At 49.2% G+C, this 18,503-nt stretch carries 13 protein-coding genes; 10 read left to right on the forward strand and 3 right to left on the reverse strand.

What is annotated here, in order from left to right; translation table 11 throughout:
- Positions 1 to 17: 17 nt before the first annotated feature.
- Complete coding sequence (locus ACI0FF_RS17700) at positions 18 to 2,372, forward strand: transketolase (RefSeq protein WP_419798071.1); 2,355 nt, start codon at positions 18 to 20, stop codon at positions 2,370 to 2,372.
- Between the two features lie 92 nt (positions 2,373 to 2,464).
- Here ACI0FF_RS17700 and ACI0FF_RS17705 read toward each other — a convergent pair whose 3' ends face one another.
- Complete coding sequence (locus ACI0FF_RS17705) at positions 2,465 to 3,280, reverse strand: universal stress protein (RefSeq protein ID WP_419798072.1); 816 nt, start codon at positions 3,278 to 3,280, stop codon at positions 2,465 to 2,467.
- Between the two features lie 210 nt (positions 3,281 to 3,490).
- Here ACI0FF_RS17705 and ACI0FF_RS17710 point away from each other — a divergent pair, with 210 nt between their 5' ends.
- The 7 genes from ACI0FF_RS17710 to acnB all read left to right on the forward strand — a co-directional run bounded on the left by ACI0FF_RS17710 (position 3,491) and on the right by acnB (position 12,607).
- The gene (locus ACI0FF_RS17710) at positions 3,491 to 3,925 is read left to right on the forward strand and encodes an NUDIX domain-containing protein (protein ID WP_419798073.1); all 435 of its coding nucleotides are present in this window, start codon (positions 3,491 to 3,493) and stop codon (positions 3,923 to 3,925) included.
- Positions 3,926 to 3,956: 31 nt separating this feature from the next.
- Positions 3,957 to 4,469: a CYTH domain-containing protein gene (locus ACI0FF_RS17715; RefSeq protein WP_419798074.1), complete on the forward strand. Its 513-nt coding sequence runs from the start codon at positions 3,957 to 3,959 to the stop codon at positions 4,467 to 4,469.
- A 108-nt stretch (positions 4,470 to 4,577) separates the two neighbouring features.
- On the forward strand, positions 4,578 to 6,935 hold the full coding sequence (locus tag ACI0FF_RS17720; protein ID WP_419798075.1) for a DNA translocase FtsK: 2,358 nt from the start codon (positions 4,578 to 4,580) through the stop codon (positions 6,933 to 6,935).
- Between the two features lie 140 nt (positions 6,936 to 7,075).
- Entirely contained in the window at positions 7,076 to 7,696 is a 621-nt protein-coding gene (locus ACI0FF_RS17725) for a 50S ribosomal protein L25/general stress protein Ctc (RefSeq protein WP_419798076.1), read from the forward strand.
- Positions 7,697 to 7,707: 11 nt separating this feature from the next.
- Positions 7,708 to 8,391 carry an aminoacyl-tRNA hydrolase gene (pth, locus tag ACI0FF_RS17730; protein WP_419798077.1) on the forward strand — a complete coding sequence of 228 codons (684 nt, stop codon included), beginning with the start codon at positions 7,708 to 7,710 and terminating at the stop codon, positions 8,389 to 8,391.
- Between the two features lie 117 nt (positions 8,392 to 8,508).
- A complete protein-coding gene (ychF, locus tag ACI0FF_RS17735; RefSeq protein WP_419798078.1) occupies positions 8,509 to 9,612 on the forward strand; it encodes a redox-regulated ATPase YchF in 1,104 nt (367 codons plus the stop codon).
- Between the two features lie 409 nt (positions 9,613 to 10,021).
- A complete protein-coding gene (gene acnB / locus ACI0FF_RS17740) occupies positions 10,022 to 12,607 on the forward strand; it encodes a bifunctional aconitate hydratase 2/2-methylisocitrate dehydratase (RefSeq protein WP_419798079.1) in 2,586 nt (861 codons plus the stop codon).
- A gap of 65 nt (positions 12,608 to 12,672) precedes the next feature.
- Here acnB and ACI0FF_RS17745 read toward each other — a convergent pair whose 3' ends face one another.
- Positions 12,673 to 13,284: a tetratricopeptide repeat protein gene (locus ACI0FF_RS17745; RefSeq protein WP_419798080.1), complete on the reverse strand. Its 612-nt coding sequence runs from the start codon at positions 13,282 to 13,284 to the stop codon at positions 12,673 to 12,675.
- A gap of 83 nt (positions 13,285 to 13,367) precedes the next feature.
- Between ACI0FF_RS17745 and ACI0FF_RS17750 the strand changes: the two genes are divergently transcribed.
- Positions 13,368 to 15,203 (forward strand): extracellular solute-binding protein, encoded by a 1,836-nt coding sequence (locus tag ACI0FF_RS17750; protein ID WP_419798081.1) that lies wholly within the window; start codon positions 13,368 to 13,370, stop codon positions 15,201 to 15,203.
- A 90-nt stretch (positions 15,204 to 15,293) separates the two neighbouring features.
- Entirely contained in the window at positions 15,294 to 16,910 is a 1,617-nt protein-coding gene (locus ACI0FF_RS17755) for a CHAD domain-containing protein (RefSeq protein ID WP_419798082.1), read from the forward strand.
- Here the strand turns inward: ACI0FF_RS17755 and ACI0FF_RS17760 are convergent.
- The gene (locus ACI0FF_RS17760; protein ID WP_419798083.1) at positions 16,907 to 18,439 is read right to left on the reverse strand and encodes a glycosyltransferase family 9 protein; all 1,533 of its coding nucleotides are present in this window, start codon (positions 18,437 to 18,439) and stop codon (positions 16,907 to 16,909) included. The genes ACI0FF_RS17755 and ACI0FF_RS17760 overlap by 4 nt on opposite strands.
- Positions 18,440 to 18,503 lie beyond the last annotated feature (64 nt).

The raw sequence follows: 18,503 nt of genomic DNA on the forward strand, positions 1-18,503 counted from the left end.
AAGAACAGGAGGGCCTCATGCCGACACACATTCAACACCTTAAAACCATCGAACAACGCCTTTTATGGTTGTCACATTGGATGATCCATAATGCCAACAACCTGCGCCTCAAGGAAGATGGCCTGAAAGTCGGTGGGCATCAAGCGTCCTCGGCTTCTTGTGTATCCATCCTGACCGCCCTTTATTTCGCAACCTTGAAACCCGAAGACCGCGTGGCAGTGAAACCCCATGCCTCCCCCATTTTTCATGCCATGCAATATCTGATGGGCAATCAAGATCTGGAACGCATGAAAAATTTTCGTGGATTTGGCGGTGTGCAGTCTTATCCATCCCGTATCAAAGATATCGACGATGTTGATTTTTCCACAGGTTCCGTTGGCTTAGGCGTTGCCATCACCACCTTTGCCTCCCTCGTTCAAGATTATATTCAGGCCAAAAAATGGGGCAAAGACCTGCCCTTGGGTCGCATGATTTCGTTAGTGGGCGATGCCGAAATGGATGAAGGCAACATTTACGAAGCCCTGCAAGAAGGTTGGAAACACGATCTGCGCAATTGCTGGTGGATTGTGGATTATAACCGCCAGTCTCTGGACGGTGTTGTTTCCGAAGGATTATGGGAACGGATCATCGGTGTATTTACTTCTTTTGGCTGGGATGTCGTTAAAATCAAATATGGCATCTTGCAGGAAGCCGCCTTTCAAAAACCGGGCGGGGAGCAACTGAAAGACTGGATTGATACCTGCCCAAATCAGCTTTATTCCGCGCTGACCTATCAAGGCGGTGCCGTTTGGCGCAAACGTCTATTGGACGATTTGGGTGATCAAGGCGATGTATCGGCCCTGATTGACAGTTACAGCGACAAAGAACTTGCCGAACTGATGGAAAATCTTGGTGGAAATTGCGTTGAAACCATGACAAATGCCTTTGCGGCCATCAACCATGACCGCCCGGTGTGTTTTCTCGCCTATACAGTTAAGGGATGGGGAACACCGCTGGCTGGGCACAAGGACAATCACGGCGGTTTCATGAACAAGACGCAAATGGCGGCTTGGCAAAAAGACATGGGCGTACCCGAAGGTCAGGAATGGGATAAGTTTGCCACGGTTGAAAACAACAAGGATTTACAAGCCTTTCTTGATCAGGTTCCCTTCTTTGCCAAAGGCCCGCGTCGTTATAGCGATAAAATAATTGATGCACCCATGACTACGGTTTCAGCAGATCGTGAAATTTCCACCCAAATGGCCTTTGGTAAAATTCTGGATGAAATTTCCAAAAGCGATACGGAACTGGCAGAACGCATTCTGACCACCTCCCCCGATGTAACGGGCACCACAAACTTGGGGCCGTGGGTCAATCGTCGCGGATTGTTTCATCGCCATGCATTAGAAGATACCTTCCAGACGGAAAAAATCCCTTCCACCCAGAAATGGGCGTTTAACAAAGACGGACAACATATTGAACTCGGCATTGCAGAAATGAACCTGTTTCTGCTGTTGGGTGCTGCCGGATTGTCTCATTCCTTGTTCGGTAAACGCCTGTTGCCGATCGGCACAGTTTATGATCCGTTTGTTTGCCGGGGACTGGATGCGTTAAATTACGCCTGTTACCAAGATGCCCGTTTCATGATTGTCGGCACACCCTCCGGGATCACATTGGCCCCGGAAGGCGGCGCGCACCAATCCATCGGCACACCTTTAATCGGTATGAGCCAAGACGGTTTGGCTGCATTTGAGCCAGCCTATATGGATGAACTGTCCATTATTATGAACTGGGCCTTTGCCTATATGCAAAAAGACGGTGAAGGCGACCCAAATGAACGCACATGGTTGCGCGATGAAACGGGGGGCTCAGTCTATCTGCGCTTGACCACCCGGTCCATTGAACAACCCACCAAGCGTCTGGATGATGATTTCAAACAAGGTACCATTGATGGGGCCTATTGGTGGCGCAAACCCGGTCCAAATTGCGAATTAGTCATTGCCTATCAAGGGGCGGTTGCCCCCGAAGCCTTAGAGGCCGCTGGTTTCCTTGCCGCCCAACGTCGTGACATAGGGGTGTTGGCGGTCACTTCTGCTGACCGCCTCAACGCCGGTTGGACAGCGGCGCAAAGGGATCGCGCACGCGGCAATCAAAACGCCACCTGCCATGTGGAACGTTTGCTGGGCGACTTACCCAAACATTGTGCGATCTTAACTGTTATCGACGGACATCCGGCAACCTTATCCTGGTTGGGCGCTGTCGCCGGTCATCGCACCATCCCATTGGGGGTCGAACATTTCGGACAGACCGGCACCCTGCAAGACCTTTACAAACATTATGGGATTGATCGTGAGGGCATAATTCAACAAGCCCTCGGTGCCCTACCCCGTTAAAGGAACATAAAAAATGGGCCTCTGCATTTAAACAGAAGCCCATTTTTTTGGACGTTTCCTTAAATCAGACAAAAGGAAACTTATTATTTTATTTAGTGAGACATCAAAACCGGAACGGTCATATGTTTGAGGATCTCGCGCGTATTACCGCCTTTCAACATATGTGACACGCCGTAGTGACCATGTGCCCCCATAACGATCAGATCGGACCCTTCGTCTGCGGCATGAGAAAGAAGTAAATCTGTCACGCTGGCGCCTTCCTGTTTATCACGAACCGCCACGGCATTGATGTTGTATTTTTCCAAATGAGCAACCAGATCATCCGCATCCGGGCGCTTCACGCCTTCTTTTTGGATGGCGTAAATTTCAACAACTTCAGAAGCTGTCATCATTGGAATCGCATCATTTAACGCACGTGCTGACTCACGCCCGCCATTCCAGGCCACCAAACAACGCGACCCGACTTTGGGGAATTCCCCGGCAAACGGAATAACCAGCGCTGGACGACCACTGTGGATAATCACATTTTCCGCCAGATCAGACGGAATACCCCGATAGTTCACAGACCAGTCATATTGACCGAGAACGGCAATATCACTTGTACGCGCCGCCCATGTAATCGCCTGAATAACTTGGGCATGAGACGTACAAAGTACATTCTTTGTTGAACAAAGCACACCGGCTGCATCAGCTTCTGCCAAAAAGGCTTTTTCAGCTTCATCTGCCAAAGCGCGCAGCTTATCACCAACCGGGTGACGCCCGACAATCGCTGACATTTCCGGGTCAGTTTGACAGAACAAGGCCGTCACATGCCCTTCTCCATCTTTCGCCAAATCCAAAGCGATCTTGATACGTTTTGCGCATTGCTCCGTTGCATCGAGGTGCAATAAAATATGCTTGAATGGCATGAGTTCTTAACCTTCCCTGAATTGCCTTATAAATTTCGTTCATTCTGCCTACCATAGCTCCGTATGAGAGTGGCGGATTTTTCCATTTTTTCCAAGCTTTTACTGAAATTTAACAAGAGCTTCACATTTCTTTGCAATTGCGTGTCGACAATGACTCTTTGAATGTGGCAATACTGGATATCAACACTTAAATCACACGGGGTAAATAACGTGACGGCTTTTGTAAATGATGCGGCCCTCTTTACGGTGAGCCAGAAAGCGATTCTTAAAGATAAAAAAGGTCGTATTTTGATGATGGAAAAAACCGGCAAAGGCCATTGGGACCTGCCTGGTGGCAAACTGGACGAAGGCGAGGACATGGTCGCCGGTCTGGAACGTGAAATCATTGAAGAAACCCACCTGCACAAAGTCCACGTCGGTCAAATCATTTACGCCGGACGCCGCAACTTCGAAGAAGTCGGTAAACCAGAGCGGGTTATGTTGTTCTATCTCTGTGAATGCGATCAAAAATTTGAAAAGATCAAGCTGTCCGACGAACACAATGAATGGCGATTATTAAGTGCCGATGACATCAAGGATCAAAAAAAATACGAAATCAATCCGATTGTTCGCGCTGCCCTGAAAATTGCTTTCGCTCTTAAATAACAATCCAATTTCATTTCGGGGGAAGGTTGCTATGTCCAATATGATGGAAATCGAACGCAAGTTTCTGGTTACGGGGAACGGTTGGAAAAATGAAGCCCGTGCCAAAAAAATTTCGCAAGGCTATATTAGTAAAAACGGCCACTGCGTAGTACGAGTCCGCAGCAAAGGTGATAAATCTTTCCTGACCATCAAGGCAGACCGCGGTGAAATTCAACGCCTTGAATTTGAATATGAAATTCCACATGAAGATTGCGCCATGATGCTGGACCAGTTGTGCGGCGATGCCATTTCCAAAACCCGCTACACCTTCGATTATGCAGGCAACACGTGGGAGATTGACGAGTTTCACGGGGTCAATGACGGCTTAATTATGGCCGAGATTGAACTGGACACACCGGATCAAGCATTTGAAAAACCCGACTGGGTGGGACCGGAAGTCAGTGCCGATGAACGATTTTTCAATTCCTATATTGCCGAACATCCCTTTTCCACATGGGGGGTGAGCTTTGGCGACCTTGTCAGCGAATTTCAAGCCAAGGAATAACACGCGTCATATTGACACCGTAAACCATCCCTTAACTCTCTTGATCTAGACTTTGTCAGAACTCCGACTCTATCTATGGACCAAGAGAGACACGAGATGGCCCGAACCATGACAAAATCGCAACGCACACCCTTATTGCCCGCAGGCGCCAAAGAATTTTTGGTAAAACGCATTATCGAATTATGCGGCCTCCTTTTAGGGGCTTGTGCGATTATGCTTGCGCTGATCCTTGCCAGCTACACACCGGGTGATCCGTCGTGGAACAGTGCCTCTCCCCATGAAGTACAAAACCTCATGGGACCGATTGGCGCCTATATGGCTGACATTATGGTGCAATCTTTTGGGCTGGCCTGTGTGGTCCCCGTTCTGGTTCTATTTTCATGGGCGTGGCGCATCACGTCCAAACAGATGGTTTCAAACCTGTGGATGCGTCTAATCATACTCTGTAGTGCCGCTTTTTTACTGGCCATTTCCCTAAATGCCGTTCCAACACCTGATACATGGCCGCTGCGCAGCGGTCTGGGCGGTGTCGCCGGCATGATCTTAACTCATCGTCTTATCTCGTTTCTGACATGGATCGGCGTGCCTGATCTTGCTCTCATTCAATTGGGGATCGCTGCATTTTGCGGAATTTCCGGCATTCTGTCACTGCTGTATGGCCTCGCCTTATCACGCTCTGAATGGACACAAGTCGGTCAAGGTGTCGGCAATGTCGCCAAGGGGACACTGCAAGGGTCCGTTGTTGCCGTTCGCAAAGGCGTCGGTGTCCTGCAACGCACCAAACTGGAAGACATGATTGAAGAGGAAAGCGGGATTGAAGACGAGGAACCTGTTTTAAAGCGCAAACGCAGTGCCAAGAAAATCAAGGAACCGGAAGAAGAAATCTCGCTACCGAAAAAGTCACAAAAAGCCAAACAACAAACCCTTGTCCTTTCGCCAGACAGTTACAACTTCCCGCCTCTTGATCTCTTGACCGAAGCCACCCCGGCTCAAAAGGCCGCCGGTAAAATAGATCGTGCCGCCCTTGAACATAATGCTGAACTGCTGGAACAGGTTTTAGACGACTTCGGTGTAAAAGGAGAGATTGTCGAGGTTCGCCCCGGCCCGGTTGTCACCCTTTACGAACTGGAGCCCGCCGCCGGGACCAAAACATCGCGTGTCATTTCACTGGCTGATGATATTGCTAGGTCTATGAGTGCGATTTCCGTTCGTATCGCGGTTGTCCCGGGCCGCAGTGTCATCGGCATTGAACTGCCCAACGCCAAACGTGAAACCGTTTATCTGCGTACCCTTTTGGAATCTCCCAGCTTTGATAACCCGAAAGCCTCCCTCAACATGGCCTTGGGTGTTGATATTGGCGGATCACCCGTCATGGCGGACCTTGCACGCATGCCGCACCTTTTGGTCGCCGGGACAACTGGTTCCGGTAAATCCGTCGGGGTCAATACCATGATCCTGTCCATGCTTTATCGTATGACACCGGAACAATGTAAGTTCATCATGATTGATCCGAAAATGCTGGAATTGTCCGTTTATGATGGTATCCCGCATTTGCTGTCCCCGGTTGTCACCGAACCGGGCAAGGCTGTTATGGCCCTGAAATGGTGTGTGCAGGAAATGAACGAACGCTACCGCCTGATGTCAAATCTTGGGGTGCGTAACATTTCCGGCTATAATGCAAAGCTGGAAGAAAGCCGCAAAAAAGGCGAAGTCCTCACCCGACGTGTTCAAACCGGATTTGACCCGGAAACCGGCAAACCGATTTTTGAAGAACAGCCGCTGGATATGGACGCCATGCCGTTCCTGGTCATTATCGTCGATGAATTCGCCGATTTGATGTTGATGGTCGGCAAAGAAATTGATGCCTGCATTCAATCGCTTGCGCAAAAAGCCCGTGCCGCCGGTATTCATTTGATCATGGCGACACAACGCCCGTCCGTTGACGTGATGACCGGAACGATAAAAGCGAACTTCCCGTCGCGGATCAGTTTCACCGTCACAACCAAAATCGACAGCCGCACCATTCTGGAAAGCCAAGGGGCGGAACAACTGCTGGGGATGGGCGATATGCTGTTTAAACCGGGTGGCGGGCAAATCTCACGTGTACATGGTCCTTTTGCTTCGGATGAAGAGGTTGAAGAAGTCGTTAATCACCTGAAAAAACAAGGTGAACCCAAATATCTGGACGCTGTCACCGAAGAAAGTGACGAACCCATCGATGGTCTTGTTATGCCTGCCGGTAGTGTCGGCGGTAACACCTCCAGCGGGGACGCACTTTATGATCAAGCCGTTCAAATTTGTATTCAGGATGGCAAAGCCTCCACCAGCCACATTCAGCGTCGCCTAAGTATCGGTTATAACCGGGCGGCACGCATCGTTGATCAAATGGAAGAAGACGGCATTGTTTCTGCCCCTGATCGGGTTGGACGCCGTAAAATCCTCGCCGGGAAAGACGGCGTGGAATAAAAAGGCGGGTTCTTGCCGGTTTTATGATGTTTCAAGATTGACTCAGCGGGTTGTTTCCTGTACTACCCGCCCACTTACGTCGCTGGCACCCCTGGAGGCCAGATGACACTCAATGTAACAAGATTTTAAGGAATAAGTTTATGAGCTATGTTCTGAACGCACAAACGCGCGAGACAGCCGGCAAGGGGGCAGCCCGCGCAATCCGTCGTGAAGGCCTCGTACCGGCCGTTATCTACGGTGACAAAAAAGACCCTGTCAGCATTTCCCTGAGCCCGAAAGAACTGTGGCTGCAACTGCACACAGGTCAAACTTTCTTCGCTTCTACAGGTGAAATCCAGATCGGCAAAACCAAAGAAATGGTTATCTGCCGTGATGTCCAATTCCACCCGGTAACAGATGCACCGATGCACGCCGACTTCCTGCGTTTGGCAAAAGACGCGTCTATCGTTGTTGCGATCCCGGTTACATTTGTAAACGAAGAAAAATCCGACGGTATCAAACGTGGCGGCGTTCTGAACGTTGTCCGTCACGAGATCGAATGTGAAGTTCCGGCAAACGCTATTCCGGAAAGCATCGAAGTTGATCTGACAGGTACAGCTGTTGGTGACTCCATTCACATTTCCGCAGTTTCCCTGCCGAAAGGTGTTGAGCCGACCATTACAGACCGTGACTTCACTATCTGCTCCATCGCGGCACCGTCTTCTGGTGAGAAAGCAGCAGTAGAAAGCGAAGACGAGTCTGAAGAAGAAGCTGAAGCATAAGGCAACTTCCTATGATTTTGTTGGTCGGACTAGGCAACCCAGGTGGGAAATACGCCAAAAACCGACACAACATCGGGTTTATGGCGCTGGACGAAATCGTTCGGCGCCATTCCTTTGGGCCCTGGCGTTCAAAGTTCCAAGGCCAAATGTGCGAAGGCACCATTGACGGCACCAAAGTCCTCGCCCTGATGCCTGAAACGTTTATGAATGAGTCCGGCCGTTCTGTCAGCGCAGCCGCACGCTTTTACAAAATCACCCCCGAACAGATCGTTGTCATGCACGACGAACTTGATCTCGCCTTCACAAAAATAAAAGTTAAAATTGGTGGTGGTCACGGTGGCCATAACGGCCTGCGTTCCATCGACGCCCATATGGGTAAAAATTATAAGCGTGTACGCTTAGGGATCGGTCATCCCGGTTCCAAAGAAAAAGTCCATGGATATGTTCTGGGTGATTTTGCAAAGGCAGAAGAAGACGCCCGCGATAAAATGCTAGATGGTGTCGCCCATCACATCGGCCATGTGATCAATGATGCTGATACGGAATTTATGAACCGTTATGCCCTTGATATGCGCCCACAGCGTCCCAACAAACCAAAAACGCCCATACAAGACGATGCACAACCGTCTTCAGTAAAAAATAAAGACGACAGCAACGACTCCCCTTTTGCTGTTTTAAAGAAACTGACGGACTAATTCAGATTCTTTTTTACCTGCTTTCCCTGCAAAACAGACGTTTGGCTTGACCTTTCTTGCGTGGCGCGCTATCCGCATTGCCAACGGTTTTTCTATTTTTTCTTAGGATGAACTCCAATGGGTTTTAACTGCGGTATCGTCGGCCTGCCTAACGTCGGCAAATCAACCTTGTTTAATGCGCTGACTTCCACAGCAGCAGCCGAAGCGGCCAACTTTCCGTTTTGTACGATCGAGCCAAACTCCGGGCGTGTCGGGGTGCCCGATGAACGCCTCGATAAACTGGCGGCGATTGCCGGGTCAGCCAAGATTATCCCGACACAGCTGGAATTCGTCGACATTGCCGGTTTGGTGCGCGGTGCTTCCAAAGGCGAAGGACTGGGCAATCAGTTTCTTGGCAACATCCGTGAAGTCGATGCCATCATCCACGTCTTGCGCTGTTTCGAAGATGAAAACATCACCCATGTCGATAATACAATCGACCCCTTGCGCGATGCTGAAACCGTCGAAACTGAATTGATGCTGTCGGACTTGGAAAGTCTGGAAAAACGTGAACAGGCCCTGATTAAAAAAGCCCGTGGTCAGGACAAAGACGCAAAGGCGACATTGGAACTGGTTGGACGCTGCCTTGAAGTTTTGCGCGAAGGTCAACCGGCGCGCATTGTGGAGCGCCGCGATGACGAAGAAGAAAAACTCTTCCAGATGCTGCAATTGCTGACCTCCAAACCCGTCCTTTACGTCTGCAACGTCGAAGAAGACAGCGCGGCAGAAGGCAATTCCATCTCTGCCAAAGTTTTTGAAAAGGCCGCCGCCGAAGGCGCACGCGCCGTTGTGATTTCTGCCCAGATCGAAGAAGAAGTTTCAAAGCTGGACAGCGACGAAGAAAAAGCAGAATTTCTGGAAAGCCTTGGCCTCGAAGAAACCGGGCTTGCCCGTGTCATCCGCGAAGGCTACAAACTTCTGGAACTGCTAACCTTCTTCACCGTTGGCCCGAAAGAGGCCCGCGCTTGGACAGTCCAGACCGGCGCCAAAGCCCCGCAAGCCGCAGGTGTCATTCACACCGACTTTGAGCGTGGCTTCATTAAAGCAGAAACCATTGCCTATGACGATTACATCGCCTGTAACGGTGAAACCGGGGCCAAGGAAAACGGTAAAATGCGTCAGGAAGGTAAGGAATATGTGGTGAAAGACGGCGACGTCTTCCATTTCCGCTTCAACGTGTAAAACGACTTTAATCAATAATTAAGGCTCCCGCTCCGTCGGGAGCCTTTTTGTTTTTACGAATCCACATACAATCCATATAAATTTTTATCAAACTCTCTCTTTCTATAAAGAAAGCCTGTTCAAGCCACCTCATAGAGCCTCTCATCCTGAGAAAAGTTTTACACGCCAGCCTTCGCCTGAATGCAAGCTAAGCACCTGAGGGGACAGACTCTTTATTTAACTGCTCTAAAAAGACAACTTAAAAGTCGCCCTTGGTAATACCAGAGGCAAGGTTTTCTGCGCGTTTTCAAGGGTTTAGAGACTGGACAAACGATCGCGTTTGTGGTGTAAATAAGCCACGTTTTTATGAGGAACTCCGCTGTGCGCGGGCTTTCTCCTTATTCACTCTTGCATAAGCGGAGGTAGTTTAGTGCTAGAAGAATATCGCAAACATGTCGAGGAGCGTGCTGCTCTGGGCATTCCACCCCTGCCGTTGTCGGTTGAACAAACTGAAGCGCTTGTTGAATTGTTGAAAAACCCGCCGGCAGGTGAAGAAGACACACTGGTTGATCTTCTGACGCACCGCGTCCCGGCTGGCGTTGACGATGCAGCGCGCATCAAAGCCGGTTTTCTGGCACAAGTCGCCAAAGGCGAAATTTCCTGTTCTTTGGTTTCCAACGTCAAGGCGACAGAATTGCTTGGTACCATGCTCGGCGGGTTCAACATTGAACCGATGATCGCCCTGCTGGACGATGCTGAAGTTGGCGAAGCCGCCGCAGAAGGTCTGAAAAAGACCTTGCTGGTTTTCGATTACTTCTTTGACGTTAAAGAAAAAGCGGATGCCGGTTCTGCCAACGCAAAAGCTGTTCTTCAGTCCTGGGCGGATGCGGAATGGTTTACATCCAAACCGGAAGTCGCCGAAAGCATGAAGCTGACTGTATTTAAAGTCACAGGCGAAACCAATACGGACGATCTGTCCCCGGCACCGGATGCGTGGTCACGCCCCGATATTCCGTTGCACGCCCTTGCCATGCTGAAAAACGCGCGCGAAGGCATCACACCGGAAGAAGCTGGCGTTCGCGGTCCGATCCAATTCATCGAAGACCTGAAAGCCAAAGGCAATCTGGTTGCTTACGTTGGCGACGTTGTCGGAACTGGATCTTCGCGTAAATCTGCGACCAACTCCGTTCTGTGGTGGACAGGTGAAGACATTCCGTTCGTGCCCAATAAACGTTTCGGCGGTGTCTGTCTGGGTAGCAAAATTGCACCGATCTTCTACAATACAATGGAAGATGCCGGCGCATTGCCGATCGAACTTGACGTCAACGAAATGAACATGGGCGACGAAATTGAATTGCGTCCGCTTGAAGGTAAAGCTTTGAAAGACGGTAAAGTAATTGCCGAATTTAAAGTAAAATCCGAAGTGATCTTCGACGAAGTTCGCGCCGGCGGCCGTATTCCGTTGATCATTGGTCGCGGCCTGACCGCACGTGCACGCGAAGCTTTGGGTCTGGAACCGTCTACCCTGTTCCGTACACCGGTTGAACCGGCAGATACAGGCAAAGGCTATACACTGGCACAAAAAATGGTCGGTAAAGCTTGTGGCTTGGAAGAAGGCAAAGGCATTCGCCCAGGTACCTATTGCGAACCGAAAATGACCACTGTCGGTTCACAGGACACAACCGGTCCGATGACCCGTGATGAATTGAAAGACTTGGCTTGTCTCGGCTTCTCCGCTGACCTTGTCATGCAGTCTTTCTGTCATACATCGGCTTATCCGAAACTGGTTGACGTCAACACACACAAAACCCTGCCCGATTTTATCGAGACACGCGGTGGTGTGGCCCTTCGCCCGCAAGACGGGGTTATTCACAGCTGGTTGAACCGCCTTCTGTTACCTGACACCGTTGGGACAGGTGGCGATAGCCATACCCGTTTCCCGCTGGGCATTTCCTTCCCGGCTGGTTCCGGTCTGGTTGCCTTTGCGGCTGCGACAGGCGTTATGCCATTGGATATGCCGGAATCCGTTCTGGTTAAGTTCACAGGTAAACTGCAAGAAGGCATTACACTGCGCGATATGGTCAACGCCATTCCGTTCTATGCCATCAAGCAAGGCCTGCTGACGGTTGAGAAAAAAGGCAAGAAGAACATCTTCTCTGGTCGTATTCTCGAAATCGAAGGCTTGCCGGATCTGAAGGTCGAACAGGCGTTCGAACTGTCTGATGCTTCTGCTGAGCGTAGTGCGGCTGGTTGTACCGTTCACCTGAATGAAGAGCCGATCATCGAATATATGCGTTCCAACATCACCCTGATGAAGTGGATGATCGCGGAAGGCTATCATGATGAGCGCACCCTAAAGCGCCGTATCGAAGCCATGGAAGCTTTCATTGCCGATCCGAAGCTGATGAAGCGTGACGAAGATGCAGAATATGCAGCCGTCATCGAAATCAACATGGACGATATTAAAGAACCGATCGTAGCTTGCCCGAACGACCCGGATGATGTGAAAACATTGTCTGACGTTGCCGGTCAAAACATCGATGAAGTCTTTATCGGGTCCTGTATGACCAACATCGGTCACTTCCGCGCTGCCGGTAAGGTTCTGGACGGTCTGTCTGATCTGCCGACCCGTCTGTGGATTGCCCCGCCGACCAAGATGGACGCCGCCATTCTGACCGAAGAAGGCTATTACTCCATCCTTGGAAAAACAGGTGCGCGTATGGAAACACCGGGTTGCTCCCTCTGTATGGGTAACCAGGCACAAATCCGCAAAGGGTCTACGGCGATGTCTACATCTACCCGTAACTTCCCGAACCGTCTGGGTATTGATACCAACGTTTATCTGGGTTCTGCCGAATTGGCCGCTGTTTGTGCACAAATCGGTAAAATCCCGTCAAACGAAGAATATCAAGCCAAGGTGAAGGCTGTGAACGAAAAAGCGGATGACGTTTATCGTTACATGAACTTCGACCAGATCCCGTCTTTTGTTGAAAAAGCGGCAACGGTTGATGCCTAAACATTAATTTGTACAACATCTAAACTCCCCGTCGGCGCAATCCGGCGGGGATTTTTTTATGTATTTTATTGTGATAATTCTTTCAACATCTCAAGAGATGGGGCAAACCCTGTCTCTGCTGCCTTTTCCAGCCAATAAAAACCTTGTTGCTTGTCCACCGCAACCCCGATCCCGCGCAAATAAGCCAGTCCGAGAATATGCATGGCCTTGGGGTAACCGGTTTTTGCGGCCTGCTTGACATAGCGAATACCGATTTTCGGATTGGCCTTGATACCAATACCTGAAATATAAATCTCGCCCATCCGCAACATGGCGTAATGGTCCCCGGCTTTGGCCGCTTTATCAAACCAGCCGCGTGCAAGGTTCAAGTTGGTTTTACCATTCAGGCCATCCGCATGAATACGCCCCAACACCACCATCGCCGGGGCATGATCTTGACGGGCCGATTTGTGAAACCAGCGCATCGCCGTTTCAATATCTTTTGGTACACCGCGTCCCTGCATATGCATCGTACCGATCCAGTAATCCGCCACCGGATTGCCCGCACGCGCATATTGGTGAAATTCGCGCAAGGCATCTTCATTGCGCCCTTCCTGCACAGCACGGATGGCATCTTCCATACTGGCGAAGCTGGGATGCGAGAAAACGACTAAAATCAGTAAAAAAACAAAGTGCATTTTGGATCAACCCCTTGCGCAAAGCTTACATCCCCGCCAATATCAAGTAAATGTCGCATTCACAGAAAAAACAGGGTTCAAAAATGGGTTTGAAAACAGCAGCTTTCGCCGGATTAATTGGATTGACCGTCACGTTTAACGCATGGGCGAGCGAACCAAAACACGCCGTTGCCATGCATGGTGATATTAAATACGGTCCCGGTTTCACCCATTTTGATTATGCCAACCCTGATGCACCCAAAGGGGGCAATCTGCGTCTTGCAGCACTGGGATCCACATTTGATACCTTCAACCCCTTTACCTTAAAAGGCAACAGTGCTGCAGGAGTTGGTATGGTCTATGACTCTTTAACCCAGCGTTCGTTGGATGAGCCCTTTAGCGAATATGGCCTTTTGGCAGAAACGATCGAAATTCCTGAAGATCGCTCCTTTGTCACGTTCCATCTGCGCAGCGAAGCCAAATGGCATGATGGTAAACCTGTCACGGCTGAAGATGTCGTCTTCAGTTTCAACACCTTGTTTGAAAAAGGTCATCCGCAATATCGGTTCTATTACGGCGATGTGGATAAAGTCGAAGCCTTGTCCGAGCGCACTGTCAAATTCACCTTTAAATCAACAGAAAATCGTGAACTTGCCATGATTGTCGGCCAGCTTCCCGTTATACCGAAACATTACTGGCAAGATAAAGACTTCGAAAAAACAACATTGGAACCGCCTTTAAGCAGTGGCCCTTACCGCGTTAAATCGTTTGAGTCCGGTCGCAATGTTGTCTATGAGCGAGTCAAAGATTACTGGGGAGAAAGTTTGGCCGTCAATGCCGGGCAAAACAATTTTGACGAAATCCGTTACGATTATTACCGCGACGCCACGGTTGCAGTTGAAGCTTTCAAAGGCGGCGCGTTTGATTACAGATACGAAAACATCGCAAAGAATTGGGCAACCGCCTATGACATCCCCGAAGTCAAAAACGGTCTGATTGAAAAACTGCGTTTCAAACATAGCGTCGGTGCAGGCATGCAAGCTTTTGTTTTCAACATCCGCCGCGATAAATTTAAAGACCCCTTGGTCCGCGAAGCACTCGCCTATGCCTTTGACTTTGATTGGGCCAATAAAAATCTGTTCCATGATGAATACAGCCGGACCAAAAGCTATTTTGCAAACTCCGAACTGGCGTCAAGCGGATTACCAACAGGGCGTGAACTGGAAATCCTTGAAAAATATCGCGGACGCGTTCCTGATGACGTTTTCACAACAACCTATGAACCACCAAAAACTGATGGTTCCGGCAATGTACGGGGAAATCTAAAACAAGCCGTTACCTTGTTGAAAAAAGCCGGTTACATCATCAAAAATGGCAAACTCGTCAATGGTAAAACCGGAGAACAACTTAGTTTCGAGTTTCTATTGCAAGCCGGTCCCACATGGGAACGTATTGTCCTGCCGTTTAAGAAAAATCTCGAACGCCTGGGTATTGAGGTCACTTTGCGTATGGTCGATACCGCCCAATACAAACAACGCACAGATACCTTTGATTACGACCTGGTCGTCGATGTCTTTGGTCAAAGCCAATCACCGGGCAACGAACAATACAGTTTCTGGTCCAGCAAAACCGCAAATCAACCCGGCGCCCGTAATTCCATCGGAATCAGCAATGATGTTGTAGATGAACTGGTTGAATTGGTTGTAAATGCCCCCAACCGTGAAGAACTGGTCATGCGGACACGTGCTTTGGACCGGGTTCTGTTATGGGGTCATTACGTCATTCCCAACTGGCACCTAAAAAGCGCACGCATCCTTGCCTGGAATAAATTTGGCCGCCCCGATACCTACCCTAAATATAGCCCGGGATATGATGCCTGGACCTTCTGGTGGCTGGATAAAGAAAAAGAAAAAACCCTTGCAAATAAGCGCAAGCAATAGGGATTATTCCCTAAAAATGTAACATGACTTTGCTACCATACTCGCTAAAATGTTACACTCTTGTAATATATAGAGGGAAAAGGCGAGAGAATGATCGTAGAAACCAGATACTACGCACTAGGAAACGAACATAGCGCGCAGGAATGGGGCAGTATCGTTGCAACCTTGGCACAGGGACGAAAATCGGGAGAGCAGGTGGTTGAACAAACCTACCTTGACACTTTTGACTGGGCCTTGTGCCGTAACGATATTTCATTCATCTACGAACAAGCCGATGTAAACTGTTTACGTATCATGACTGATCAAAAGGGCGTAAAAATACCAACGCCCCAAACGGTCGAAGTCCTTCCTGTCTTTCCAAACGACATCCCCGAAGGAAAGATGCAAAAGACGGTCGCGAAGCTTATCGGCTTACGCGCCCTTCTTGTGTTAGCACAGATCAAATCCGAACAGATCATCATCCATGTTGAAGATAAAAAAGGCCGTGTGCGTGTCCGGCTTGTTGTGGAAGTCAACTTCCAACGCCCGGCCCCCCGGCGCAAAATGCTGGAATTGGGATGTCGTCTGCGCATTGAATGCCTGAAAGGGTACGAAAAAGATTTTGCCAAAACCCTGCCCCGTTTTGATGGCCTCAAACCTTCCAACCAAAATACGTTTTTTGCACAGATCATGGAAAATATCGGAAAAACTCCCATGGATTATTCCAGTAAATTAAAGATCAAGCTGGACCGTAAAATGCGTGCCGATGAAGCCTTGAAGGTCATTTTAAAAGATCAACTTGCACAAATCGAGACCAACATTGACGGCACCATTGCCAATACGGATACGGAATTTTTGCATGATTTACGAGTGGCTGTGCGTCGTTCACGCAGTGCTCTCAGCCGCTTAAAAGAAGTTCTGCCCCCCAGTATTCAAGATCGCTTTTCACAAGACCTTGCCTGGATTGGCTCCATCACCACGCCTGTGCGTGATCTGGATGTGTATCTTCTGGATTATCCGAAATACCGCGACCAACTTTCAACGCAGCAACAAGAAAACCTGCAACCTTTATATTATTTTCTGCAAAAACAGCATGAAATGGCCCGTCAGGAACTCATCGAAAATCTCAACAGCCGACGCTTTCGGGATTTTCTGGTCAAATGGGGTGCTTTCCTAGACAAACCGGTTCCCCAACGCCCCAGCGCCCCGGTCGCAGCGCAAGAAATCGGTACCATTGCGGATAAGCGCATCTGGAAAACATATACACGAGTCATTGCAGAAGGTCGTGCCATTCATGAAGACACCCCGGCTGAAGCCTTGCATGATTTACGCAAGACCTGCAAAAAACTACGTTATCTCTTGGAATTTTTTGCCAGTCTTTACCCTGCAAACCAGGTCAGTGAATTGGTCAAAACATTAAAAGGCCTGCAGGAAAACCTCGGTGATTTTCAGGATTTGGATGTGCAGGCAGGAAAATTACATGATTTCTCTGCTCAAATGATGCAAGGTGGCGAAGATCGACCACAAGTCTTCATGTCAATGGGGGTCTTGGTTGAAGGTTTTATGAGCAAAAAAGAAATTGTGCGCACTGAATTCGCCGAACGCTTTGCTGCTTTTTCCTCAAAATCTGTAGAAAAAGATTTCCGCCAATTGATCAATAAAGACAAAGCAGGAAAGAAGAAAATCGCCTTAAAAGCCCATGTCGAAAATGATGAAATGGCCTCTTAGGAATATTCCTCTCTCAAGGCGGTTTTAACCGTCGTTAACACCTGTTTCCAATTGCCAAATTCCTGCTGACGGAACAGACGCATACTGTCATACCAGTAACTGCGTGTTGTCTCTTCCTGCCAACGCCAATCCGCGCATTGATCCAGCAACAACCAAACCGGCTTGCCCATTGCCGCTGCCAAATGGGCAATGGCTGTATCCACGCTGACGACCAAATCCAGCTTGGCAATTAATGCTGCAGTATCCCCAAAATCCTGAAGGCGGTCCGTGACATCAATCACGTGGGCAACCTTGGGCAAAGGTGCATTTGCCCCCACCTGCAATGAGACCCAATCCAGATGCGACAACGAAAACAAATTGGCAAATTGGGCAAGGTCGATAGATCGTAAATGATCCCGTAAATGTGCTGCCCCACCATGCCATGCAAAACCAATCTTGGGCTTTTCATTGATGAGGAGATCATGAAACCCGTCATAAGGGGCCTGTAAATAGCCCTCACGGTGCACCATACGTTGTACACTAATATCCATAAAAATTGCCAAATCCATCAAGTAGGATTGGTAATCAAATGCATCCGGATTTTCCACCGTTTCACAGACTGTAATTTGGGGAATGGCTTCCCGGATTAAACGACTTAGACCTTCGCGACATAAGAAGGTCACCTTCGCGCCACGCCCTTCCAGTTCAATCAAAAAACGTGAGAATTGAATAACGTCGCCTGCGCCCTGCTCGCAATAAACCAGAATATCTTTGCCTGAAATCTCTTCTCCGTTCCATACAGGCATACCACATTCAGGACGGGAATTTGAAATCTTCACGCCGTCATAACGCACACGATATTTTTGAAATCCTTCTTTCAAACGTCCCTGTTTCAGTAAAACATGGGCATCGCGTAGGGCCAGCTGTTGATTATTCACACCATGTGCTTTTGCCAAATTCAAGAAATGAGCCGCCTTGTCAAACTCACCGATCTCTTCAAAAAAAACATGCAAATGCAGATAACTTTCCCCATGCATGGGATCAAGGGACAAGGCCCGAAAATAAGATGAAATAGCCGCACGTGGATTGCCACTATCGCGCTGTGCCGCACCTAGTATCCGCCAAACTTCAACCCGCTCCGGATCACCTTTTAAAGAACGTTGCGCACATTGAAGAGCCGCCCCATAGTTTTTCCCCATATAAAAAACAACGGCCAAATCCCCCCAGTATTGTGGGTTGGCTGATGTTTTATCTTCCAGCCGGGCCAAAATCGGGCGCACCTTTGCCGTCTCACCCGTTTTTGCCAACAGGTAGCACATAAAAGCCAAAGCTTCACAAGGCACATCCCCTGCCAACAACAGCCGGTTTGTCATCTCGAACGCGCGTTGATTATCGCCTGCCCCATAAGTCAGTCGGGCTTGCGCCAACAAAACATGCACATTATCTTGTGGTAATTTCATCAATAAATTACGCGCATCCTGAACCTGTCCACGGCTCAGACAGGACAGGGCATAAGCAACCGCTTCGGTGAGTGTCAGTTCTTTTTTCATAAGGGCCAGCTTAGCCGATTTCAACCAAAAGAAAAGGCTCCTGCGTCAACAGGAGCCTTTTTAA

The sequence above is a fragment of the Terasakiella sp. 4MB5A genome, assembly GCF_050058155.1.
In the GTDB taxonomy this organism is placed as follows: Bacteria; Pseudomonadota; Alphaproteobacteria; order Rhodospirillales; family Terasakiellaceae; genus Terasakiella; species Terasakiella halodenitrificans.

Excerpts from the sequence above, each read along its gene's own strand:
- ACI0FF_RS17700 (WP_419798071.1), top strand. The coding sequence starts at position 18 with ATGCCGACACACATTCAACACCTTAAAACCATCGAACAACGCCTTTTA.
- ACI0FF_RS17705 (WP_419798072.1), bottom strand. The coding sequence starts at position 3,280 with ATGCCATTCAAGCATATTTTATTGCACCTCGATGCAACGGAGCAATGC.
- ACI0FF_RS17725 (WP_419798076.1), top strand. The coding sequence starts at position 7,076 with ATGAGCTATGTTCTGAACGCACAAACGCGCGAGACAGCCGGCAAGGGG.
- ACI0FF_RS17750 (WP_419798081.1), top strand. The coding sequence starts at position 13,368 with ATGGGTTTGAAAACAGCAGCTTTCGCCGGATTAATTGGATTGACCGTC.
- pth (WP_419798077.1), top strand. The coding sequence starts at position 7,708 with ATGATTTTGTTGGTCGGACTAGGCAACCCAGGTGGGAAATACGCCAAA.
- ACI0FF_RS17745 (WP_419798080.1), bottom strand. The coding sequence starts at position 13,284 with ATGCACTTTGTTTTTTTACTGATTTTAGTCGTTTTCTCGCATCCCAGC.
- ACI0FF_RS17760 (WP_419798083.1), bottom strand. The coding sequence starts at position 18,439 with ATGAAAAAAGAACTGACACTCACCGAAGCGGTTGCTTATGCCCTGTCC.
- ychF (WP_419798078.1), top strand. The coding sequence starts at position 8,509 with ATGGGTTTTAACTGCGGTATCGTCGGCCTGCCTAACGTCGGCAAATCA.
- ACI0FF_RS17720 (WP_419798075.1), top strand. The coding sequence starts at position 4,578 with ATGACAAAATCGCAACGCACACCCTTATTGCCCGCAGGCGCCAAAGAA.
- ACI0FF_RS17755 (WP_419798082.1), top strand. The coding sequence starts at position 15,294 with ATGATCGTAGAAACCAGATACTACGCACTAGGAAACGAACATAGCGCG.
- ACI0FF_RS17715 (WP_419798074.1), top strand. The coding sequence starts at position 3,957 with ATGTCCAATATGATGGAAATCGAACGCAAGTTTCTGGTTACGGGGAAC.